General features: G+C 71.0%; 19 protein-coding genes and 1 pseudogene. 13 read left to right on the top strand and 7 right to left on the bottom strand.

The features are described from left to right. The first annotated feature begins 636 nt into the window (after nt 1-636). The 9 genes from ACIRQ9_RS29335 to ACIRQ9_RS29295 all read left to right on the top strand — a co-directional run bounded on the left by ACIRQ9_RS29335 (nt 637) and on the right by ACIRQ9_RS29295 (nt 10,836). Nucleotides 637-2,925 carry a peptidase domain-containing ABC transporter gene (locus ACIRQ9_RS29335; RefSeq protein ID WP_404179863.1) on the top strand — a complete coding sequence of 763 codons (2,289 nt, stop codon included), beginning with the start codon at nt 637-639 and terminating at the stop codon, nt 2,923-2,925. Beyond that, nucleotides 2,913-4,247, top strand: a complete 1,335-nt coding sequence (locus tag ACIRQ9_RS29330) for a condensation domain-containing protein (protein ID WP_404179860.1) — start codon at nt 2,913-2,915, stop codon at nt 4,245-4,247. Before ACIRQ9_RS29335 ends, ACIRQ9_RS29330 begins: the two co-directional genes overlap by 13 nt. A gap of 76 nt (nt 4,248-4,323) precedes the next feature. Further along, a complete protein-coding gene (locus ACIRQ9_RS29325; RefSeq protein WP_404179857.1) occupies nt 4,324-4,572 on the top strand; it encodes an acyl carrier protein in 249 nt (82 codons plus the stop codon). Between the two features lie 6 nt (nt 4,573-4,578). Beyond that, entirely contained in the window at nt 4,579-5,991 is a 1,413-nt protein-coding gene (locus tag ACIRQ9_RS29320; RefSeq protein ID WP_404179854.1) for a class I adenylate-forming enzyme family protein, read from the top strand. Next, entirely contained in the window at nt 5,978-7,714 is a 1,737-nt protein-coding gene (locus tag ACIRQ9_RS29315) for an AMP-binding protein (protein WP_404179851.1), read from the top strand. The genes ACIRQ9_RS29320 and ACIRQ9_RS29315 overlap by 14 nt, the downstream gene beginning before the upstream one ends. Beyond that, complete coding sequence (locus ACIRQ9_RS29310) at nt 7,711-8,646, top strand: JmjC domain-containing protein (protein ID WP_404179848.1); 936 nt, start codon at nt 7,711-7,713, stop codon at nt 8,644-8,646. The genes ACIRQ9_RS29315 and ACIRQ9_RS29310 overlap by 4 nt, the downstream gene beginning before the upstream one ends. Nucleotides 8,647-8,734: 88 nt before the next feature. Beyond that, nucleotides 8,735-9,466, top strand: a complete 732-nt coding sequence (locus ACIRQ9_RS29305) for a LuxR C-terminal-related transcriptional regulator (protein WP_404179845.1) — start codon at nt 8,735-8,737, stop codon at nt 9,464-9,466. A 114-nt stretch (nt 9,467-9,580) separates the two neighbouring features. Further along, on the top strand, nt 9,581-10,438 hold the full coding sequence (locus tag ACIRQ9_RS29300; RefSeq protein WP_404179843.1) for a BTAD domain-containing putative transcriptional regulator: 858 nt from the start codon (nt 9,581-9,583) through the stop codon (nt 10,436-10,438). Nucleotides 10,439-10,626: 188 nt separating this feature from the next. Then, the gene (locus ACIRQ9_RS29295; protein ID WP_404179840.1) at nt 10,627-10,836 is read left to right on the top strand and encodes a hypothetical protein; all 210 of its coding nucleotides are present in this window, start codon (nt 10,627-10,629) and stop codon (nt 10,834-10,836) included. 750 nt (nt 10,837-11,586) lie between these two features. Here the strand turns inward: ACIRQ9_RS29295 and ACIRQ9_RS29290 are convergent. The 5 genes from ACIRQ9_RS29290 to ACIRQ9_RS29270 all read right to left on the bottom strand — a co-directional run bounded on the left by ACIRQ9_RS29290 (nt 11,587) and on the right by ACIRQ9_RS29270 (nt 15,882). After that, nucleotides 11,587-12,159, bottom strand: coding sequence for a YbhB/YbcL family Raf kinase inhibitor-like protein (locus ACIRQ9_RS29290; RefSeq protein ID WP_404179837.1), 573 nt, complete (start codon nt 12,157-12,159; stop codon nt 11,587-11,589). After that, nucleotides 12,156-12,725, bottom strand: a complete 570-nt coding sequence (locus tag ACIRQ9_RS29285; RefSeq protein ID WP_404179834.1) for an isochorismatase family cysteine hydrolase — start codon at nt 12,723-12,725, stop codon at nt 12,156-12,158. Before ACIRQ9_RS29285 ends, ACIRQ9_RS29290 begins: the two co-directional genes overlap by 4 nt. Nucleotides 12,726-12,889: 164 nt before the next feature. After that, complete coding sequence (locus ACIRQ9_RS29280) at nt 12,890-13,330, bottom strand: MarR family winged helix-turn-helix transcriptional regulator (protein WP_404179831.1); 441 nt, start codon at nt 13,328-13,330, stop codon at nt 12,890-12,892. Between the two features lie 490 nt (nt 13,331-13,820). Continuing rightward, nucleotides 13,821-14,786 carry a hypothetical protein gene (locus tag ACIRQ9_RS29275; RefSeq protein ID WP_404179828.1) on the bottom strand — a complete coding sequence of 322 codons (966 nt, stop codon included), beginning with the start codon at nt 14,784-14,786 and terminating at the stop codon, nt 13,821-13,823. Nucleotides 14,787-14,994: 208 nt separating this feature from the next. Then, entirely contained in the window at nt 14,995-15,882 is an 888-nt protein-coding gene (locus tag ACIRQ9_RS29270) for a helix-turn-helix domain-containing protein (RefSeq protein ID WP_404179825.1), read from the bottom strand. Nucleotides 15,883-16,022: 140 nt separating this feature from the next. Here ACIRQ9_RS29270 and ACIRQ9_RS29265 point away from each other — a divergent pair, with 140 nt between their 5' ends. After that, nucleotides 16,023-16,529 (top strand): SRPBCC family protein, encoded by a 507-nt coding sequence (locus ACIRQ9_RS29265; RefSeq protein ID WP_404179822.1) that lies wholly within the window; start codon nt 16,023-16,025, stop codon nt 16,527-16,529. A 193-nt stretch (nt 16,530-16,722) separates the two neighbouring features. Here the strand turns inward: ACIRQ9_RS29265 and ACIRQ9_RS29260 are convergent, their stop codons facing one another. Then, complete coding sequence (locus tag ACIRQ9_RS29260) at nt 16,723-17,010, bottom strand: hypothetical protein (protein WP_404179819.1); 288 nt, start codon at nt 17,008-17,010, stop codon at nt 16,723-16,725. Nucleotides 17,011-17,514: 504 nt separating this feature from the next. Between ACIRQ9_RS29260 and ACIRQ9_RS29255 the strand changes: the two genes are divergently transcribed. Continuing rightward, entirely contained in the window at nt 17,515-17,997 is a 483-nt protein-coding gene (locus ACIRQ9_RS29255) for a DUF5994 family protein (RefSeq protein WP_404179816.1), read from the top strand. A gap of 30 nt (nt 17,998-18,027) precedes the next feature. Here ACIRQ9_RS29255 and ACIRQ9_RS29250 read toward each other — a convergent pair. After that, nucleotides 18,028-18,606 (bottom strand): annotated as a pseudogene (locus tag ACIRQ9_RS29250) (PP2C family protein-serine/threonine phosphatase); the annotation flags it as partial. Nucleotides 18,607-18,816: 210 nt separating this feature from the next. On the opposite strand from ACIRQ9_RS29250, the gene ACIRQ9_RS29245 reads away from it, so the two are divergent. Continuing rightward, the gene (locus ACIRQ9_RS29245; RefSeq protein WP_381100774.1) at nt 18,817-19,059 is read left to right on the top strand and encodes a DUF5302 domain-containing protein; all 243 of its coding nucleotides are present in this window, start codon (nt 18,817-18,819) and stop codon (nt 19,057-19,059) included. A gap of 448 nt (nt 19,060-19,507) precedes the next feature. Then, the gene (locus ACIRQ9_RS29240; protein ID WP_404180050.1) at nt 19,508-20,683 is read left to right on the top strand and encodes a PP2C family protein-serine/threonine phosphatase; all 1,176 of its coding nucleotides are present in this window, start codon (nt 19,508-19,510) and stop codon (nt 20,681-20,683) included. Nucleotides 20,684-20,817: the final 134 nt, after the last annotated feature.

Below are 20,817 nucleotides of genomic sequence, written 5' to 3'. Positions count from 1 at the left end.
CCGCTTCCCGCAGCCCGACGCGCGCGTGCCCGGCGGCCGAACAGGACGCGGAACTCGAAGATCTAGGGAATCCACTAGTTTTCCCGGGCCGCCGTTCTGCCCCGCGATTTTCATGCCACCATGAGTGTGGATGTTTATGCGGAACCATTCCCCCTTTGCATAGCGCGGGCGGAAACCGAGGGTTGACCGATCGGATGTCGCTCTCTATGGTTCAGTCGTTCGGTCATCCGGACGTGAAGTAAATGCATTACATCCCCTGTGCTTCCTTTCGTCAGGTGGTTCGGTGCCTGTAGTGGATTTCGTCCGGGCACCGCTTTTCGGTGATTTCTTGGTGTGGCTCGACACCGTTCTCTGGTTACAGAATCCGATCCACGGATGCGAAGAAGCCTCATTCGAAAGAGAGAAGTCATGGAAAACTTCGACGACATCGACATTTCCGACCTGTCGGAAGAGGAGCTGGACGACATCGTCGGCGGCCAGTTCGGGGTCTCCCTCACCTGCGTCATCTGACGATCTGAGGTCCGCGGTCCGTCCGCCGGAGGGGTCTCGCGCTTCTTCGGCGGACGGACCGACGGCTCACGTCCGGACGTCGCGTCGCGGGCGGACAGGCAGGCGACTCACAACGGGAAGGGACTCATGCCTGGCGATTCGCGTTTCAACGCCGAGGCGCTCGAACACCATCGCAGGAGCGATGGCCTCGGACCGGTCTTCGGGCAGGCTCCCGCCGTGACCCGGCCCAGGGGAGCGGCCGAGCGGATCGCCGCGGTCCGCGAGCGGTTCGGGCGGCGGCGCACCCGCGGAGCGCGGTTGCAGGTCTGCTTCCAGACCCAGGTCAGCGACTGCGGTCCCGCCGCCCTCGTGACCGTGCTGCGCCACCACGGCGTGGACGTGTCCCTCGACGAGATCCGCGCGCGTGCGGGTTCCGGACGCAACGGCGCCTCGGCCCGCACCCTCCTGGAGATCGCCCGCGAACACGGCGTCAAGGGCCGCGGTGTGCGTGCGCGGGCGGACGCGCTGGCCAAGCTGTCCCGCGGTTCCATCCTGTTCTGGAACTTCAACCACTTCGTGGTCCTGGAGGGCGCCGGCAAAGACCACGTGGATGTCATCGACCCCGTCCACGGGCGCCGCAGGCTCACCATGGCGACGGTCGCCGAGTCCTTCACGGGCGTGGCCCTGGAGTTCGAGCAGCCGCTCGAAACCGGCTCCGCCCGGCGCCGGCGCGGCAGTGAACTCCGCGGCCCCTGGCACCGCCTGCGGCAGTTTCTGCCACGCGGCCGGGAACTGGCGCTGATCCTCGCCTCCTCCGCCGGACTCATGGCCTTCGAACTCGCCCTGCCGCTCACCGCCGGATTCCTCGTCGAACGCGTCCTCGGCAACCGGTCGACCGGCGGAGCGTGGACGGCCTGCGGCATCCTGGCGGCTCTCGTCGTCTTCTTTTTCTCCCTGTCCGTGGCGCGGTCGTTTCTGGTCACCAGGCGCCAGGCCGTCATCGAGAAACGGCTCACCCTGGGCGTCGTCGGGCATATGGCGGACCTGCCCTACGACTTCTTCACCGTGCGCAACTCCGGCGATCTCGCCCTACGGGTCCGCACCAGCAACGTGCTCGTCCAGGTCCTGAGCCTCACCGCGGTCTCGGCCGTCTTCGACAGCCTGCTCATCGTCGTCTATCTGATCGCCATCGCCGTCGCGAACCCGCTCCTGTCGCTTCTCGTCACCGCGTTGGTTGTCGTGCAGACCGGCATCCTCGTGCTGACCTGGCGCCGGCAGACCGGACTGAGCCAGGAAGTCCTCGAACGCCAGACCAGGGCCCAGGAGGAACTGGTGGAGATGCTGGAGAGCATCACCACCCTCAAGGCCGCCGGCATGGACGGCCGGGCGGTGGAACGCTGGTCGCACACCCTGGTCCACGAGGTCAACAAGCGGCTGACCGCCCGCCGCAACCTCGCCCTGTTCGCGTCCCTCAGCCGCACCCTGCAGTTCGCCGCGCCGCTGATCGTGCTGGTCGCCGGGATCTGGCTGGTCCTGAGCCACCGCTACTCGCTCGGCGAGGCCATGGGCTTCATGACCCTGACGATCGCCCTGTTCATCCCGCTGGAGGGCCTCTTCGACGCCGGCTCCCAGCTGGCCGCGGTCCGGCCCACCCTCGCCAGACTCGACGACGTCCTGCGAGCGGCCCCCGAACCGCGGGGCGCCTTCGCCGAGACCGGCGTGGGCCGACCCGGCCGGATCAAGGCCGAAGGGGTCGGTTTCCGCTATCCGGGAGCCCCGCGGCCCACCCTCGACGACGTCAGTCTCGAACTGGAACCAGGGCAGTTCATGGCCATCATCGGCCGTTCGGGCTCCGGGAAGTCCACCCTCGGGATGCTGCTGGCCGGACTGTACACACCCACCGGCGGCACCCTGACCGTCGACGGCACCGACCTGGCCGAACTCGACCGGCCCACCTACCGGCGGCGCATCGGCTACGTCAACCAGAACGCGCACCTCTTCGGCGGCACCATCCGGGACAACATCCTCTTCGGCGGGGACGACATCAGCAGGGAGGATCTGATCTCGGCGGTCGGGCTGGCGCACATCCACGAGGAGATCGAAGCCATGCCCATGGGCTACAACACCCTCGTCGCCCCCGGCGGCCACGGCCTGTCGGGAGGACAGCGCCAGCGGATCGTGCTGGCCCGCGCGCTGGCGAAGAAGCCCGAACTGGTCATTTTGGACGAGGCGACCAGCGCCCTCGACCCGGCCCTGGAGGAGTCCATCATGCGGGGGCTGCTCGACGCGGGGATCACCGTCGTCGTCATCGCCCACCGCCTGACCGTGATGGACGAGGCGGACCAGGTCGTCGTCATGCGCGACGGGCGCGTCGTCGAGGCGGGTTCCCCCGCCGTCCTCAAGGAGAGCGGAACGGAGTACCTGTGCCTGGCCTGACGGACCCGCGGGTGCGCACCCGGTTCCCGCTGACCTACGAGCAGGAGTGGTTCCACACCAAGACCCTCTCCAGCGGCTGGTCCCACAAGAACACGCAGCTCGCGTTCGAGATCCTGGGCGACCTCGACACGGACGCCCTCGCCGCCGCCGTCCGCGCCTTCGTGGTCCGGCACGACGCCCTGCACCTCCAGATGGATCCGGAGCCCGGCCCGCACCCGCTGCAGTGGACCCGGGCCGTCGAGGCCGAGGAGGAGGTCGTCCGGCGGGTGAAGGTGAAGGCCGCCTCGCCCGCCCAGTTCTCCCGCTACGCCTCGGTCCTGCTCTCCCGCGACTGCGTCACCCCGTGGTCGTACGGCACCCAACGGCCGTACGTCATCAGGCTGCTGCGCTACGACGACCAGCACCACGCGCTGCTGGCGACCTTCCAGAACCTCGTCTTCGACGGCCGGGCCCACCACCTCTTCGGGCACGAGGTCTGGCGCGACTACCGGACCCTGCGCGAGGGCGGCACCCCGCCGGACACCGCGCCCTCGTTCGCCGACGCGGCGATCCGGCAGCGGGAGCGGACGAGCGAACGGCTGCGCGAGCAGGCGCGCGCGAACTGGCGGGAACGCCTGGCCTTCATGACCCGTGTCCCCTGGCCCCGGACCGGTCCAGCCGGTGCCGGCGCCGGCCCCGCGCAGGCGGGCATGGTGAGCGCGGAGTTGCCGGCCGCGACCGTCACGGCACTGCGCGGCCTGTGCGCCGAGTTCCGCTTCACCGTCCTGCAGTCGGCGGTCGGGCTGTTCGTCACCGCGCTGGCCGCCCGCACCGGCAACTCCGACGTGGGCCTGTGGACCTCGATGGACTCGCGGGCGTCCCGGGACACGGACGTGGTGGGCATGTTCGCCGGCTCCTGCCCGCTGACCCTGCGCGACATCGGCGCCGACGCCTTCTCCGCACGGACCCAGGTGCGCGACCAACTGCTCAACGGGCTGCGCCACCAGAGGCTCGACGCGGCCGACCTCACCGCGCTGAACCGGGAGGCGGAGGAGACCGGCGGCGCACCCGTCAGCCGCGACATCTACGTCAACCTGCGCCGGTTCGACGGGGACTTCACGGTCGGGGACGACATCGACGGCCTGCGGATCACGGCCGACGCCTACCCGCTGCACCGGATCACCTTCCACGACACCTTCGCCCTCCACCTGCGGTGCACCGAGTTCCGCGACCGCCTCTGCGTCGACCTGCACTACGACGGGCACCGGGCCGACCGCCGGCTGGCACGGGCGGTCCTGGACGACATGCTCGCCGGTCTGGCGGCCACCGTGCCCGCCGGATGACCGGACGGGAGCCGTGCGCGCCGCACGCCTCCCCGCCGTACCCGACGACGACCCACCCCCCAGCAGAGAAGGCACCATGTCCGACACGCCGATCGACGAGGTACTGACCGCCGCGAGCGAGGTGTTCGGCAGGCCGGTCGCGCCCGAGGACGACTTCTTCGCCCTCGGCGGCGACTCCATCACCGCCGTCGAACTGAGCCTGCGCCTGGAGGAGAGCCTGGGCGTCGAGGTCGACGTCGAACTGGTCGTCAGCCTTCCCGACCTCGCCGCGCTCGCCGACGCGCTCGCGCAGCCCTCTCCCGCCTCGCCGACAGCCAAGCACTGAGGAATCATGAAGCCCTATCTCTGGGACCCCTGGGCCACCGCGCGGACCCACCCGGACCGCGTGGCCGTGATCGCCGACGGCGAGCGGAGCACGTACGGCGAACTCACCGGCCGCGCGGACGCCCTGGCCCGCGGGCTGCGCGCGCACGGGATCCCGGACGGCGCCGTCGTGTCGACCGACATCCCCACCGGACCGGACTTCTTCGCCCTGGCCCTGGCCGCGCTGCGACACGGCTTCGGTCTCTTCCCCATCGACCGCGACCTGCTCGGCATCCCCATGGGGCCCTCCCTGCTCGCCTCGGTCTCCACCGCCGCGCACATCAGCGCGCGGCCCCGGGCCGACGGCCCCGACCTGCCCTGCCCGGTCGTGACCGACACGCAGCTGACGGCCCGGACGGACGGCCCCGCCGCGCCCGCCGCGCCGCCGGCCGCGGGGCGCCTCGTGTTCGCCACCTCCGGCACCACCGGACTGCCGCAGGCCGTGGCGCGGACCCGGCCGCGCCGGCTCTACCGCGGGGTCGCGGTCGTCGAACGCTACGGCGCCGGTGCCGGCCGCGGGCCGCACCTGATGGCCAACCCGACCTATCACCTGGGCACGCTCGGCCCCGCCCTGTACGCGCTGCAGGCGGGCAGCACGGTCGTCGTGCAGCGGACCTGGTCCTGCGACGCCTTCGCGGAACTGGCGGACCGGCACCGCGCGGACAGCGCCATGCTCAGCCCCGACCGCCTGACCGACGTCGTCGAGGCAGGCGCGGCACCGCGCCGGCCCTTCCAGGTCGTCTTCCACGGCGGCGCCGCCTGCCCGCCCGGCGTCAAGCGCGCGGCCGTCGACCTGTTCGGGCCGGTCCTGCACGAGTACTACGGCACGTCCCACGGCGTCATCACCGAGATCACCACGGCGGAGTGGCTGGCCAGGCCCGGATCCGTCGGACGGCCCCTGCCCGGGATCCGCGTCGAGATCACGCGGGAGGGCCGGCCGGTGCCCGCGGGCGAGACCGGGGACATCGACATCCGGCCGCGGGCCGCCGACCGGGACCCGTCCGACACCGGCGTGCTCAGGACCGGGGACGTGGGCCATCTCGACGCCGACGGGTACCTGTTCGTCCTCGGCCGGGCCGAGAGCCCGCGGGAGATCCGGATGGCGCGGCTGGAGCACGACATCCGGCTGCTGCCCGGCGTCACCGACGCCGCCGCTCTCGACGGCGCCGACGACCGGCCGGTGTGCTTCGTGGAACACGGTCAGGGCGGCGGCTTCCAGGACCCGGTGCCCGCCATCGAGGCCACCGCGGACGAACTGGACCTGCCCCGCCCGCGCGTCGTGCTCGCGGTCGCGGGCTCCCTGCCCCGTACGCCCAGCGGCAAGCTGAGGCGCGCCGACCTCGGCGTCCTGGCCCGGAGCGCTCCCCATGGCCCCCGGTAGCCGAGGACCGGCCGACGACCGCGTCACGGCCGCCGGGTGGCTTCGCCACCACGCCCGGCACCGGCCCGACGCCACCGCCCTGACCTGCTGGGACGACGGAGAGATCCGGCGCCGTACGACCTTTCGGGAACTGGCCCGGCTGGTGGACGCCGTCGCCCGCGCGCTGCGGGGCCCGGACACCGGGCCGGGACACCGGGTGGTCCTGGTGCTGCCGAACGACGAGACGTTCGCCGCCGTCCTGCTGGCCGTGATCGGCACCGGCCTCGTCGCGGTCCCCGCCCCGGGCCCGCGCACGATGCGCGCCGAGGCGTTCGGGCAGAGACTGCGGGCCGTCGTCCGGGACTGCCGCCCGGCCCTCGTGATCACCACCGAGGCGTGGCGGGACACCGTGCGCACCGCGCTGCGGGACCCCGCCCCGCGGATCCGCACCTGGGAGGAACTGCCCGCGCTCGCCGCCGCCGAGCCGGAACACGGCGCGCCCGACCTACGGGTGAGCCCGCGGACACCCGCCTTCCTCCAGTACACCTCCGGATCGACCGGCTCCCCGAAGGGCGTCGTCGTCGAACACCGCGCCCTGCGCGCGAGTTGCCGCCAGGCGGCCGTCCGCTACCGCGAGAGTCCGGCCGACGTCGCCGTGACCTGGGTGCCGCTCAGCCACGACATGGGCCTGATCACCGGCGTCCTCAGGCCGCTGTTCAGCGGATACGAGTCCGTGCTCCTGCCGACCGAGCGCTTCGCCCGCCGACCGGCCGAATGGCTCCTCGCCCTCACCGCCTGCCGCGGCACGCTCTCCAGCGCGCCCGACTTCGCGTACGACCTGTGCGCGCGCCGGACCACCGACGACGAGGCCGCCGGCCTGGACCTGCGCGCATGGCGGGTCGCGCGCAGCGCGGGCGAGGTGGTCCGTGCCGCCACCGCCGAGCGGTTCACCGCCCGGTTCGCGGCGGCGGGGTTCCGCGCCGAGGCCCTGTGTCCCTCGTACGGCATGGCGGAGGCGACCCTCACGGTCACCGCCAGCACCCCCGAACTCCCGCCGCTGCGCCTCGCCGTCGGCACCGAGGCCCTGCGTGCGGGGCGCGCGGTCCGCGCCGCGCGCGGCACCCCGTCCACCACCCTGCTCTCCTCGGGCGTCCCGCTGCCGGGGACCCGGGTACGCATCGGCGACGGCCGTCAGGACGGGCACCGCGTGGGAGAGATCCACATCCGGGGCCCGCAGCTCTTCCGCGGCTACTGGCGCCGGCCGGCCCGGCGCTCCCGCTGGCATCCCACCGGGGACCTCGGGTTCCTCGACGGCGGCCACCTGTTCGTCCTCGGCCGGACGGACGACGTGCTCGTGCACCGCGCCCGCACCTTCCACCCGGCGGACATCGCCGCGGCCTGTGCCGCCGTACCGGGCCTCAGACCGGGCCGGTGCGCCGCCTTCGCCGTCGGGGATGGGACGGCGGGCGACCTCCTGTGCCTGGTGTCGGAGGTGACCGGCGGCTCCGGCGCCCCCTCCCCGGCGCACCTGGCCGCCGAGGTGCGGCGCCGGCTCGCCGAGGTCCTCGACCTGTACGTCTCCGAGGTCGTCCTGCTGCCCGCCGGCGGCCTTCCCGTGACGACCAGCGGCAAGGTGCGGATCTCCGAGACGAAAGAGCGCTTCGAGCGGGGCGACCTGCCCGTTCTCCGCCCCCACACGCTCCGGCGCACGTCGTCAGGGCACAGAGAGGAACGCACGACATGACCCTTGCGCACGCCACGACGCTGTCCCGGTGGGTCGGCGACCCGGCCGCCTTCGCCGCCGACCACTGGCGCCGCCGCCCCGGCGTCTTCACCCCCGCCGGCCCCCTCGTCAGTCCCTTCACGCCGGCCGACGTGGACGACGCCCTCGCCAGCGGTTTCCTGCACGAGCCCTACGTGGAGATGACCGGCGAAGACGGCCCGCTGCCCGCCGGCGCCTACCTGTCGGCGCGTTCGGTCCGCGGCGTCTCCCACCCGGGCTTCGCCGACCAGCGGAAGATACGGGAGCTGATCGAGCGGGGCGCGACGCTGCTCATGCACCGCGTCGACCAGTGGCACGGCCCCACCCGCGATCTCCTGGCACGCCTGTCCGCCGAACTCCAGCGGCCGGTGGAGGCGTTCTGCTTCGTGACCCCGCCCGGTGCCCAGGGTGCCCCGCTGCACCGCGACGACGCCGACGTGCTCGTCCTCCAACTGGCCGGCAGCAAGGACTGGCGCGTCTACGAGGGACCGGCGAACGGTGAGTGGCGCGAGGGGAGCGTGACGGGGGAGAGGCCGGCGGAGGTGCTGCGCGCCACCGTGCACGCCGGGGACGTCCTGTACATCCCGCGTGCCTTCGCCCACGAGGCCGTCGGCAGCGGCGGCCTGTCCGTGCACCTGTCGCTGACGATCCGTGAGGTCCACAAGGGCGATCTGTTCCGCAGCCTCCAGAAGATCACGGCCGGTGGGATGACCGTCGAAGCGCGCCCGCTCGACGACGACGCGGTCCTCGCCGCCGCCACCGCCATGCTCGACCACGTGGGCAAGGCCCTGGCCGGTCTGACCCCCCAGGACCTGGTGGACCACGCCAGAAGGACCAGGCTCGCCGCCCTGCCCGATCCCGGCACACCGGTCTCGGTCGCCGATCTGGCCGCGCACTACGCCGACCCGCGGTGATCCGGCGCCTCCCGAGCGCGCGGGCCGTACCCGATCCCTTCCGCTCATCGATTCCGCATTGATCGTGCGCTGATCGCCGTGAGCCACGATGGCCCTGACCGGACAGGTGGGGCGCGTCCAGCGCCCCGCGCCCAGCGGCGCCTACGACAGGTCTGCCCTGCGTGCCGGCGTCGAGCCGGCCGGCAGGGTGCAGTCGAAAGCCACAGGAGCACGAATGGGTCATTCTGCGCTGACAACGGACAGAGAGGTCTTGGTTTTTCTCGACCGCAGGCATCAGATGCAGTACGGAAGTCCGGAATTCTTCCGGCAGTTCGGCGGATCGGGTGAGGAACTGTACGGAAAGCCGTTCCGCTCGCTCATAGAATCAGACCTCCGCGAGGCCCTCGACCGCGACCTGAACCAGCTGCTCCTCGGGGACCGGGACCAGTTCAGTCACCGCATAGCGTTGCGCCGGCGGTCCGCCACACCGCTCAGTGCCGTGCTCACGGCGACGGCCCTGTGGGGGAGTTCACCGAACCGGGCCGTGGCCATCCAGCTCTTCCACCCCACGGACCCCGCCGGGCCGAAGACCGTCAGCGAGCGTCTGGTCATCGGCGAGATGGCGGCGAAGATCCTCGAAGGAACCGCGGCGGGACTGACATCGGAATTCCTGGCGTCGCGTCTGTTCATCAGCCCCAAGACCGTCGACTACCACATCTCGCGCATGCTCCGGCAGTTCGGCATGCCGAATCGGGTGGCGCTGATCGCGCTGGCCTATTCGACGGGAATTCTGCAAACAAATTCGTGGCCGCCCCGGGTCGCCGATGAGTTCATCAAATAGGAATCCGGATGAGTTTATGTTCTGCCCCTCGTCTGACACGCGGCCCGTCACCAGGAGGCGTCGCCATTTCCCCGGACCGTCCTTGTCTCTCGTAAGGGGGTAGGAGTGGAGCTCATGCGCAGAGCGTGGCAGGGCGGCGGAACGTCCCGCCCGGACGCCGCCCAGGACGCGGGCCCCGAGACCGGTCCCGCCCAGCTGAACGTCCTGGGGCCGCTGGAGATCCTCGTGTCCGGCGTCACCGTGTCCCCGGGAGGGGCGAAGCCGCAGATCCTCTTCGCCTACCTCTGTCTCCACGCCAACCGGCACGTCTCGGTCGACGACATCATCGAGGCCGTCTGGGGCGAGGCGCCGCCGTCGAGCGCCAAGAAGAACATCCAGCTGTACGTGAGCCGCCTGCGCCGGCAGTTCGCCTACGTGACCGGCGTCCGTCTGATCACGACCAGCGACGGCTACCAGCTCACCGCCGAACCGGACCAGGTCGACCTGGAGCGGTGCCGGCGTCTGTGGCAGCGCGGTCAGGAGAGCCTGCGCAACGGTGCGCCCAAGGAGGCCGGCAGGCTGCTGCGGGAGGCGGTCCGGCTGTGGCGGGGCAAGCCTCTGAGCGGCCTCACCCACACGCTGGTCATGCAGGCCGAGGCCGCCAGGCTGGAACAGTTCCGGCTCGGACTGCTGATGAAGTACTTCCAGGCCCAGCTCGCGGACGGCCAGCACTTCGAGATCATCCCGGAACTCCTCGCCACGGTCGCCGACCACCCGCACCAGGAACGGCTGCGCGCGGATCTCATGCTGGCCCTGTGGCGGTCCGGCCAGCGCCACGCCGCGCTGGCCGCCTATCGCGAGGCGTACCAGCTGCTCGCCGACGACCTCGGAATCTTCCCCGGACGGCAGCTGCACGCGCTGCACCAGGCGATCCTCGCCGACGACGCGGAGATCGTGGGCGGCCTGACGGCGGACCGGAGCGCCGCCCCGTGAGGTCGTCCACGGCGCGCCCGGACGGTGCTCCCCACACGACGGCGATCGTCGCGCGTCCGGGCACGGCAACCCCTCATTCACTTCCCCACCTGCACATTGATCACCTGTTGATCACGGTCTGCCAGCATGGCCAATCGCTGCGTGCACGGTGGCGCGCGGCCCAGAACACACCAGAACGGATACACATAGTGAAGCGATACGAATCCGGCGTCCCGCTGCAGTCTCTCCTGGTCGCCGCCCTGGCGCTGTCGTTCGTCCTGGCCGCCGTCATCGGTGGTCTCCCCGTCGGCGCAGTGGTGCACCACCCGTCGTCCGGCACGGTGCGGCACCACGACCGCGCCGACGACCCGATGGGCTGGAACGGCACGGGGTCGAGCGTGGGCCCGGCCACCTCGTGACCGGCCGGGGCGGGGCGGTCCACCGGGGCGACCACCGGGAATGACCGCCGGCCGGGGGCGGCCCGGCGCGGCAGGGGCGGGGCGCGGACCTGGCCCACGGGTGTGCGGCGACCACCGCATCCTCACAACCGTGGAGCCACGTTCACGGCCGCCGCGTCCACCGGACCGGACCCGGAACGACCACCGGCCGGAACCGGACCCCTCCGCAGGCCGTGCGCCGCCTCCGGCGTGACCCGCTTCCGCACCGCCGATCCGCCGTTCCACCCCCGACCCCCTGCTCACCCGGGCTCGCGGCGACCCGCCGCATCCGCTCCGCGGCTCCGCGGCCCGGGTGGGACAACAGGCCCCGGGCCGGAACCGGCCATGTGTGATCTCGGCAGAGATGAGAGAGGCGGGCGGGTGAGCGAGACACCATCGAACACCCCGCACTACCGCTTTGACGGCCCGGAAGACGCTCCTGTCCTGATCCTGGGCCCCTCGCTGGGTACCACCTGGCACAGGTCGTACACAGGACGGGGCAGGAGGACCGACTCGGGGCGCTCGGCCTGGTCCTCGACTCCACCCTGCTCTGGACACCCCGCTACCTCGACGCCGCCGTCGACCACCTGCGGGCCTTGCCACCCGAGGAACGGGAGCATGACGTCCTGGACGAGGACGATGAGGGCAGCCGCGAGGCATGATCCGAGATCACGTGGATGCCTGGATCTCTAGCCCCGGGCACGCTGCATGGGTGCGGGCCCGGGGCAGGGGTCAGCGCTCGAAGGTGCCGGTCAGTCGGGAGCGGGCGAGGACGGGTGCGGTGATGGCGGGCAGGAGGGCGCGGGGCCGTGCCCGGTTCGGTTGCGCTGTGTCGGGGGTGCCTTCCATGCGGGTGGCGAGGGCGAACAGCTGGAAGACGTAGTGGTGCGGCCCGTGGCCTTTGATGGGTCCGGGGCCGTGGTATCCGCGACCGATGCTGGAGCGCAACAACTGCACTCCGGCGGCCGGCTGCCGTGCGTCGAGGGCACCGGGCTCCAGGTGCCGGGCTGCCGGGTCGATCAGGGCGACGCAGTGCACAGCGGGCTTGGCCATGGGGACGTCGATGTCCTCCATGACCAGGAGGAGTTGAGCGGTGCCAGGCGGCGGCGGGGTCCAGGCCAGGTGGGGGGACAGGTTGTCGCCACCGATGTTCTTGAGGCAGTGCTCCAGCGGAAAGGGGTCTCCGTCGCCGAAGTGCCGACTGGTGAGGGTCAGCGACTCGGCACTTTGCAGATTGGGCAGATTCCACGCCGCGTGGGTCTCGCCTGCTCTGCGGTTGTTCAGGATGCGGCCCAGCAGAGTCATCGCGTCGCCTCGATCATGTCGATGATTTCAGTGACGGTGGCGGTCTCGCCGAGTTTCGGGAAGACGCGTCCGGTGCTGTGGCGGTGGGCGTCGGCATCGGGGTCGCTCATGGCGTCGGTGGCCAGGACGACGTGGTAGCCGTAGTCGGAGGCCGAGCGCGCGGTCGACTCCACGCCTGAGCTGGTCGCGATTCCGGCAAGCACGATCTGGGTGACGCCCAAGTCCCGCAGGAGGGTGTCGAGCCCGGTGTCCTGGAATGCGCTGCGCCGCCGTTTGGTGATCAGGTGATCGGTCGGCCGGACGTCGAGCTCGTCGATGAGGTCGGCCCAGCCGGATGGCAGCGCGGCGCTGCTGCCGGACCGCCGCTGGCCTTCGGTGCGTCCCGGCGCGCGTCCGGTGACGTTGACCAGGACCACGGCCAGGCCGTGCCGACGGAACTCGGTCGTCAGGTGCGTCGCCTGCTTGACGGCGACAGCTGTCTGGCTGTCGGTGTGGGCCGCGACTATGCCCTTTTGCAGGTCGATCACGATGAGCGCGGGCGTGGGATCGATTGTTGTCAGCGCCATGGGTGTCTCTCCTGTGGATATCGGCTAGTTGCCGGGGTCAGGGGCGAAAATGGTCTTTCTCCCCGTGTGTTGTTTCTGTCCCGTCGTCGGTCACCGGCCGGGCGGCGCGGGGCGTGCGTCCTGGGAGGAGCCGTCATCGGTGTGCTTCCCTGGTTCCGTCGGGGTCAGATGTGCTGGGCCAGCCGCTCAAGGAGTGACGCGGCCGATGCGAGTTGTTCCAGCTCAGCAGGGGTGAACGCACCGCTGGTCAGGGACCGGGCGATGAGTTCGGCCCGTGCGTTGCGCTTGTCCTGCAGCGCATCTCGACCGGCGTCGGTCACGGACAGCACCATGCGCCTGCCGTCGTTCGGATCCGGGCGGCGTTCGACCAGGCCACGGGCCCGTAGCGCGCTGAGCGTCGCCCCCATGGCTTGCGCCGTGATCTGCACCTGGCGGGCGAGCGCCGAGGAGGTGGTGGGGCCTGAGCGATCCAGGTGCGACAGCGCGGTCCGCTCGGGCATGGTGAGTCCGCCGTCGACGGGTACTTGGCGCACCCGTCGTATCAGCGCGCTGAGACCGGCCAGCAGGACCGAGGCGACTTCGTCGGGGTCCAGGTCGTCGTTCATATACTAAGGCTACCTTATCAATCTGCCTTAGTATCTGGCTCCCGCTTCACCGTCCCGGGAGAAGCGGGGCGGCCACTGCGGGCTTGCCCGTCCCGCTGGTTCGGTTCGCAGAACTCGTTATCGCTCAAAGGTGGGCTCGGGGTACTTCTGAGAATCGTTTGTGACGGCCCCGGGGGCGTGACAGCCCCTCAAGAAGCTCCCCCGACCACCGCGGGCGACGTCGAGCGCCCCCTGCCCGCGCTGCCGGGCCGAACCCGGCTCACCGTGCCGCTCGCGCTCCGGCGCGGTCGCCGGCACCCACCACACCGGCCGCTTCACCAAGGGTCAACGCTGGCGACCCCCAGGCAGAACGAGGCCGGCTGGGCCGGTACGCCGCGCTCGTGGGTCCCATCCCGCAAGGGGCTGTACTGCGGTGCCCCCCCCCGCAGCCCTGCGCAGGCCGTCCGCACCCCCGAGGAGCCGAACGCTGACCAGGACTGGTACTGCTGCCCTACCTGGCCAGGCGGGCGAGCACCAGGTTGGGGTCCTTGGCGGTGTTCCAGGCGGCGCTCAGCACGAATACGGTGTCGCCGCGCAGGGCGATGGACGTGGGGTTCTGCAGACCGTCCGCCGAGCTCAGCACAGTGGAGTGGCTGCCGTCGCCCTGGACGATTGCGACCTCGTTCGCCCCGTCCAGGGCTGCGAGGAGCTGGTCGCCGCGGCCGGTGAAGGCGAAGTCGTCGATTCCCGGCATACCGTCGGCCCGGGTCTGGGCCTGGCCGGCACGTCCGTCCCTCAGGACGGGGATGCGCAGGACGGTGCCCTGGTCGAGATTGGTGGCCCAGACCGCGCCGTTGTGGACCTTCAGTCCGTTGGCGCCGAGGAAGCCGTTGGAGGCGAGTTCGGGGGCGGTGGACCAGGCGGTCGCGGTGCCGCCGGTGGTGGGTACCTTCCAGATGGTGCCGAGCACGGAGTCGGCGACGTAGAGGGTGTCGGTGCGCGCGTCCAGTGCCAGTCCGTTGGGCAGGCCGTTTGCCGGCAGCGCGGCGATCCGCTCCGGTCGGCCGCCGGGGCGCATCCGCCACACGCCGGTGAGGTCGGCGGTGCCGGTGGCGTACAGGAAGTACAGGGTTCCATCATGGGCTCGGGTGATGCCGACGGTCAGCGGGAAGCCCAGAGCAGGGGTGTGGACGCCGCCGTCGGCGGGCTCGGGCAGGGTGGCCAGGATCCGGACGGTGCCCTGGGGGGAGACCTCGGCGATCTGGCGGGCCTTGGCGAAGGTGACGTACGCGCGGCCGCCCGGTGCCAGGGCGACGTTCTCCGGTGTCTGGCCCTGGGCCAGGTCGAAGTGCGCGGCGATCCGCGCATCGCTCAGCGGCGCGGAGGCGGCGGAGGCGGGAGCGGGGCTGAGCACTGGCGCAGTGGCGGCGACCAGAGCGCCGACCGCCGCAGCGGATATGGAGAGCTTCTTGGACATGGCTTCTTTCTCGTTTTCGGGTTGCTTTCGGGCATGCGGCAGCGACACGCCGACGCATGAGCTGGGGCAGGTGGGTTGTGCCTGCGGGGTGGTGTCCCGCGGGAGCCTTGAGGTGAGGCGGGTCAAGGCCCGGGACCGGACGGGCGTCGGCTTGTCGACGCGACGCCCGGTGATGGCGCGGGTGTCAGCTCCTGTCGCTGCTGGGCCGTTACTGCACCGCGTCGGAGGACAGGCCGGTCCGCACGGTGGCCTCGCCGGTGGCCTGGGCGAGCAGGGCGAGAGCGGCCCGGGAAGACGAGCCCGCCTCGGTGGTGGCGACCACGACGGCGGGGCCCTGTCCGCTGCTCATGGTCTGCTGGATGACGGTCAGCGGCCCGACCAGCGGATGGTGCATCTCGTAGTCGGCGACGGCGCAGGCTTTGACTCGGTGGTCGGCCCACATCAAGGCGAACTCGGCACTTTTCGCGGACAGTTCGCCCAGGAGCGCGTGCAGTGCCGCGTCCTCCGGGTACTGGGCCGCCACCAGGCGCAGATTGCCGACCACGGCCCTGGCCTTGCTCGGCCAGTCCACGTACAGGTCACGGACATGGCCGTCGAGGAAGACCAGCCGGGCCATGTTGGGACGCTGCGTCGGCCGTCCAGGGGCATCGAAGTCCAGATGCCCGGCGAACAGCGCATGGCCCAGACGATTCCACGTCAGCACGTCGCTACGCCGGCCGACCACGATCGCGGGAACGTCGCCCAGCACGCCGAGGAACTGACATGTCGCCTCCGGTACCCGTTCCGGCGCCGGCCGTCGGCCCCGGGTGCGTTGCCTGTCGACTCGGGCGAGGTCGTGCAGGTACCGCCGCTCGGACTCGTCCAGCCGAAGAGCCCCGGCGATCGCGTCCAGGACCTCGGGCGAGGCGCGGAGCGACTGTCCCTGCTCCAGCCGCGTGTAGTAGGAGGTGCTCACCCCCGACAGCAGCGCCAGCTCCTCGCGTCGAAGCCCCGGCACCCGCCGGCGTTCCCCGTAGGTGGGCACCCCGATGTCCTCCGGGCGCAGCTGGGAGCGCCGCGTCTGCAGGAAGCCTCCGAGCTGTGTCTTTCCGTCCATGGCTCCGAGTATGGGCCGCCTCGCGAGACCGAGCCTGACCCGGCTGTGGATAGGCAACGGCAGGTCTGGTTTCGCGGCCCGTGCCCCCGATGAAGTGGGAGGCACCGGATCCGGCACCCCGCCCTCACCAGGAGACCGCCATGACCACGACCACCACCGGAAACGACCCCGTCGAGGCCCTGGACGCGGCCGACTTCGCCTTCACCCGGCGCGCTTGGGTCGACGCCGCGCCCGCCCGCGTCTACGAATTCGTCAGCGATGTGTCCGCGATCAGCCGCTGGAGCCCCGACGCCGACGACGTCGCTTTCGACCCGGACTCGGGCCCCTGGACCGGCGCATGGTTCAGCGGCCGCAACCGCAGGGACGCCCGGGTATGGACCAGCCGCTCCCAGATCGTGCGAGCCGACCCCGGAACAGCTTTCGGCTTCGTCGTCGGCGGTGCGGAGAACGGCATCGTGCACTGGGAATGGACTCTCACCCCGCAGGGCCGAGGAACCGTCGTCCAGCAGTCCTGGCGACTGCTCCGCCTCGATCGGGTGCTGGGCACCACCCGCGCCGACCTGGATGCGCTCCGTCGTCACATGACGGTCAGCGTCGAGACCACCCTCACCGCTCTCGCCGAGTGGCTCGCCGAAGAACGCCGGTGATGACACGGCGTTCCGACCCCCGCGGACGGGGTACTTGCCGTCGGGTGTGACGCCGTGCACTTCCGCCCCCAGCCCTGTGACCTCCCTCGCCGGGACCTGTGCCGCTGCCACCGTCGCCAGCGAGGGGCACGACGGCGAACGTGCCGAAACTCCCGTCCGCGAGGAAGGCCACATCCTCCGCGAAGAGCCGGTGTCAGTCACCCTGAGCGGGTGGAGCCGACTCGTCTTCTTCCTCCTCCATCAAGCGGATGCCCTCATGGGTCAGCGACGCGGTGGCGGGCGTCTTGTGCGATGTCCACTCGACGGTGATCAGGCCCGCGTCGGCCAGGTAGGCGCAGGCTGCGGAGAGGTCCGCGTCGGGAAGACGGACCTCGTCACGGAGTGTCTCTCCGCTGACATCAGGACGATTGCGTTCGACAGCCCCATACAGGGATCGGAGAATTGCTTTGCGGTAGGTCTTGCGTTCACGCAATGTCGTCATGGCTGTCGCTCTCGGGCTCGTGGCCGACGGTGCAGGCGCTGATGGTGGGCGGAGGCTTCGTAAGCCGCCGAAGTCCTCTCACTCACACCTCGTCTGCGTTGTGCGGCCTGGCTGATTCGCTGGATGCCGGCCAGCACTATGCGGGAGGTGAGGCGCGACGCCCACCTCGACGACGCCACGAGCGGCCTCCGGAGTCGCCGCGACGAGGCGGACCCAGGCGTTGCCCCCGGAGGGCAACGGTTCGGCATCCATGCGTACCTCCTGCGGGCGATGGCGATGACGACATATGCGGCCACCGCTCGGAACATCCGGCATCCGGCTGCCCGCCGCCCTTCCGCCTGCGCCCTTTTCTGAAGCGTATGCCGCGACCGTGCTCCCTGCCGTCGAAGCAGGCACCGGGGTCGAGTTCCCAGGAGATCCCGGGGGCCCGGGGGCCCGGGGAGTAGCGTGGGAGGGCGAGGCGAGTCGCGTGTTCGCACCCGCTCCCGAAGACGGGTGGTCCTCATGACCGGCTCCGATTCAGCCCCTGATTCCCGGCATCTGCCGAGCGGTGTTCACCAGGCCGTACGGCCCGGGTGCGCGCTCCTGCGGCTGGAGACTGTGGAGTCGCGGGAAGGTGTCCTGGACGGTGCGTGGTGGCCGCGGTCGCGCGACATCGGTGCCGAGCTGCCCGAGCTGCTGAGCGCCCTCACCAGGCACCTCGGCCCCGTCACCCGCGTCGGGCTGGACACCGCGGCCTGGGGAGGGCTCCCGACGCGGATTGTCGTCGACGACCGGGTGGTGCACATCGACTCCTTCCCCGTGGGTGACGACACGGTCCTGATCACCCGGGGCGACCAGGACCTCTTCTCGCTGCTGGTGATCCCGCCGAACGCGACACCCGAGGCCGCCCGCGCTGCGATGGCCCAGGCCGTGAGGGCGGACAACATCAGCCAGGCGGAACAGATCCTCATCGATACCGGGAGCGGGCAGGAGCCGTCGGACTGATGCTCCGCACCTCGACCGAGGCCGGTGAGGTCAGCCGCGCCACTCCACCATGAGCAGCGTCGCGTCATCCGTGGTGTGTCCGCCCCGCGCCCGCTTGAGCGTGTGGGACAGGGAGCGCGTCACCGCCCGGACCCTTCGGCCGGTCCTCTCCGGATGGTTCACACAGTCGATCAGTCGGTCCTCCCCGCCGGACTTGTGCTCCTCGACCACTCCATCGGTGAAGTAGAGGACGCGGTCCCCGCGCTCCAGCCCCGGTTCGCTGATCCGTGGCTCCGAACCGCCCAGGCCGACCGGGAGGGTCGTCGGAGCGACCAGGCGCTGCGCGACGCGGTGGTCGCGGACGAGTATCGGCGGCGGGTGTCCGGCACACTGCACCCGTCCCGTCGTCGTGTCCAGCTGCATCATCTGCGCGGTGACGAACTGCTCGGGACCGAACTGCTCCGCCACGGCGCGGTCCATGACGTCGTAGATCTCCGACAGTCCGATGCCGAGGCGGCGGGCGTGGCGGTAGGCGCCGATGACCACGGTGGCCATCGTGGCCGCGTCCGGTCCGTGGCCCATCGCATCGATCATGACCACGTGGAGGACCTCGCCGTCGAGGGCGTAGTCGCCGTTGCCCTGGCGGCGAATCTCCTGGCCACGGGATCGGCGACCCTCGGCCCGGCCCGAAGCCGTCATGCGCGCCTCACCTGCGAAGTCAACGCCTTTGACCGTGAGAGGGATACCCGCCGAAACGGAGCAGAATGATGGTGCCGGCGCCTCGCACTGCGCCCAGCATGACAAGCTGTGCTTGTCCATCCCCGAACCCAGGAGATCACCATGACCGCAGAGCCCGTGTCTACGGAAGGTTCGGAGCCGGCTGTCCCCGAGACGTCCCCTCTGGAGCCGGACAGCGACGGCAACTACGACCTCAAGCGCAAGTTCCGCGAAGCCCTGGCGCGCAAGCGCGGCGCGCAGGCGGACGCCGCTGATATTGCCGCCAAGTCCGATCCGTCGAAGGTGCGTTCGGCGCATGGCCCGGCTGCGAGCCAGCGGTCGTTCAGGCGCAAGAGCGGCGGCTGAGTCGATGAGTCCCGCGATCTACTGACGTTCAATGCGTGATTTCGAAGCCGTTCGTGTGGGCGTCGACGTAGGACAGCCGGTGCGGTGCGGCGGGCCACTCGGGTGTCCGTCAAGGTCGATCATGGAAGCCGCCCGCCCCATCGTCGTTCTCGAAGACCGGCTCGAAGAAACCCAGCGCATCAACGAGCAAATGCGCACCCGGGGCGGGCCGCAGCCGAAGACCTCAGCCTGACTCGAGCACGCCGGCCGTCGGTCGAATCCTGACCGTCAGCGCACGAGGCCCTCGCCTGATCGCGGCGGTGCAGTCGAAGCATGGCCCGTGATCGGCCGCGGTTGACGCTCGGCGTGGCAGCTTCCACCCTGTTAAGGGGGTGAAAGGACCACGGTCGTGAGTGGTGGGCGCAGTGGTTATCCCGAGCTGCTGACGGCTGCGGAGACGGCGGCGCCGGTGGAGGCCGTCGACGTGTTCGCAGAGGAGCTGCTGAGGCGCTTCGGCGCCAAGAAGGTCTCATTCCTCATCGTCGATCTGACGGGGAGGGCAGTGGCCCGGCTCTCCACGGCCGGGGCGGTGGAGGACGGCCGGGAGGCGGAGCGGATCCCTCTCTTCGGCAGCGTCTACGAGGTCGTGATCCGAACCCAGCGGCCCTATCAAAAGGCGACAGACCAGGGGCAGCGGGTGATCGTGCCGGTCACCAACCGCGGAGACGCCATCGGGCTGCTGGAACTGTTCCTGCCGGCCACCCCCGCCCCGGACGTCCTGGAAGCGGTCGGGGAAGCCGCCCACGTGCTGGCGTACGTCGTGATCGCCAACGGGCGCTTCACCGATCTGTACACCTGGGGCAAACGCTCCCGGCCACCCACCCTGGCAGCGGAGATCCAGTATCAGCTGCTGCCGCCGTCGCTCTCGTGCGAGGCCGCCCAGTTCGCTCTGTGCGGGAGTCTGGAGCCCTCCGCAGCCCTCAGCGGCGACACCTTCGACTACGCTCTGGACCGCGACACCCTGCACATTTCGGTGACCGATCCCATGGGCCACGACATCGACGCCGCCCTGGCCGCCACGGTCCTGGTGGGCGCCCTGCGCCGCGCCCGCCGCGCAGGAGCCGGTCTCGCGGAGCAGGCCCACCTGGCCGACCAGGCCCTGGCCGACCACAACCGCGGCCACGCCACCGGGCAGCTGCTGCGCATCAACCTCCACACCGGGCGGGCCCAGCTCGTCAACGCCGGCCACCCCTGGCCCCTGCGCATGCGCGACGGGATCACGGAGACGATCACCTGCGAGGTGGACCATCCCTTCGGGCTGTCCGTGCGCCTACCCCACCCCTACCGCGTTCAGGACATCGATCTGCGCTCCGGTGACCGTCTGCTCATGCTGACCGACGGTATGCTCGAACATCACGGAGACAAGGTCGACCTTGCCGACCTGGTGGAGAGAACCCGGGATCTGCACCCGCGGGAGACCGCGCTGATGTTGACCTCCGCAGTCCTCGACGCGGCAGGCGGCTGCCTCGAGGACGACGCCACCGTGATGTGCCTGGACTGGCACGGCACCCAGCACACCCAGCGACAGGTCAGCTCCGGCGCGGACACCCGGCAGGCCTCAGCCGCCCGTAGGAAGCATCCGTGACCGTGGGCGCTCTCGGGGAGGCCGCATGGTGGCCACGGACCCGAATGACGTGAGGGCCGGTCCAGCCCGCCCCATTCCTGCCGGAGGGCCCGTGCCCGCGATGACGGGCTCAGCCTGGCCGAAGCAGTGATGAT

It is taken from the genome of Streptomyces sp. NPDC101237, assembly GCF_044767465.1.
Taxonomy (GTDB): domain Bacteria; phylum Actinomycetota; class Actinomycetes; order Streptomycetales; family Streptomycetaceae; genus Streptomyces; species Streptomyces gramineus.
The sequence above is the reverse complement of the archived record's forward strand: the minus strand, read 5'-3'. Positions and strand labels throughout refer to the sequence as shown.

Coding starts and splice junctions, on each gene's coding strand:
- ACIRQ9_RS29325 (WP_404179857.1), top strand. CDS start 4,324: ATGTCCGACACGCCGATCGACGAGGTACTGACCGCCGCGAGCGAGGTG.
- ACIRQ9_RS29275 (WP_404179828.1), bottom strand. CDS start 14,786: ATGTCCAAGAAGCTCTCCATATCCGCTGCGGCGGTCGGCGCTCTGGTC.
- ACIRQ9_RS29280 (WP_404179831.1), bottom strand. CDS start 13,330: ATGAACGACGACCTGGACCCCGACGAAGTCGCCTCGGTCCTGCTGGCC.
- ACIRQ9_RS29260 (WP_404179819.1), bottom strand. CDS start 17,010: ATGACGACATTGCGTGAACGCAAGACCTACCGCAAAGCAATTCTCCGA.
- ACIRQ9_RS29245 (WP_381100774.1), top strand. CDS start 18,817: ATGACCGCAGAGCCCGTGTCTACGGAAGGTTCGGAGCCGGCTGTCCCC.
- ACIRQ9_RS29265 (WP_404179822.1), top strand. CDS start 16,023: ATGACCACGACCACCACCGGAAACGACCCCGTCGAGGCCCTGGACGCG.
- ACIRQ9_RS29310 (WP_404179848.1), top strand. CDS start 7,711: ATGACCCTTGCGCACGCCACGACGCTGTCCCGGTGGGTCGGCGACCCG.
- ACIRQ9_RS29335 (WP_404179863.1), top strand. CDS start 637: ATGCCTGGCGATTCGCGTTTCAACGCCGAGGCGCTCGAACACCATCGC.
- ACIRQ9_RS29300 (WP_404179843.1), top strand. CDS start 9,581: ATGCGCAGAGCGTGGCAGGGCGGCGGAACGTCCCGCCCGGACGCCGCC.
- ACIRQ9_RS29290 (WP_404179837.1), bottom strand. CDS start 12,159: ATGACTCTGCTGGGCCGCATCCTGAACAACCGCAGAGCAGGCGAGACC.
- ACIRQ9_RS29315 (WP_404179851.1), top strand. CDS start 5,978: ATGGCCCCCGGTAGCCGAGGACCGGCCGACGACCGCGTCACGGCCGCC.
- ACIRQ9_RS29285 (WP_404179834.1), bottom strand. CDS start 12,725: ATGGCGCTGACAACAATCGATCCCACGCCCGCGCTCATCGTGATCGAC.
- ACIRQ9_RS29320 (WP_404179854.1), top strand. CDS start 4,579: ATGAAGCCCTATCTCTGGGACCCCTGGGCCACCGCGCGGACCCACCCG.
- ACIRQ9_RS29305 (WP_404179845.1), top strand. CDS start 8,735: ATGGCCCTGACCGGACAGGTGGGGCGCGTCCAGCGCCCCGCGCCCAGC.
- ACIRQ9_RS29255 (WP_404179816.1), top strand. CDS start 17,515: ATGACCGGCTCCGATTCAGCCCCTGATTCCCGGCATCTGCCGAGCGGT.
- ACIRQ9_RS29270 (WP_404179825.1), bottom strand. CDS start 15,882: ATGGACGGAAAGACACAGCTCGGAGGCTTCCTGCAGACGCGGCGCTCC.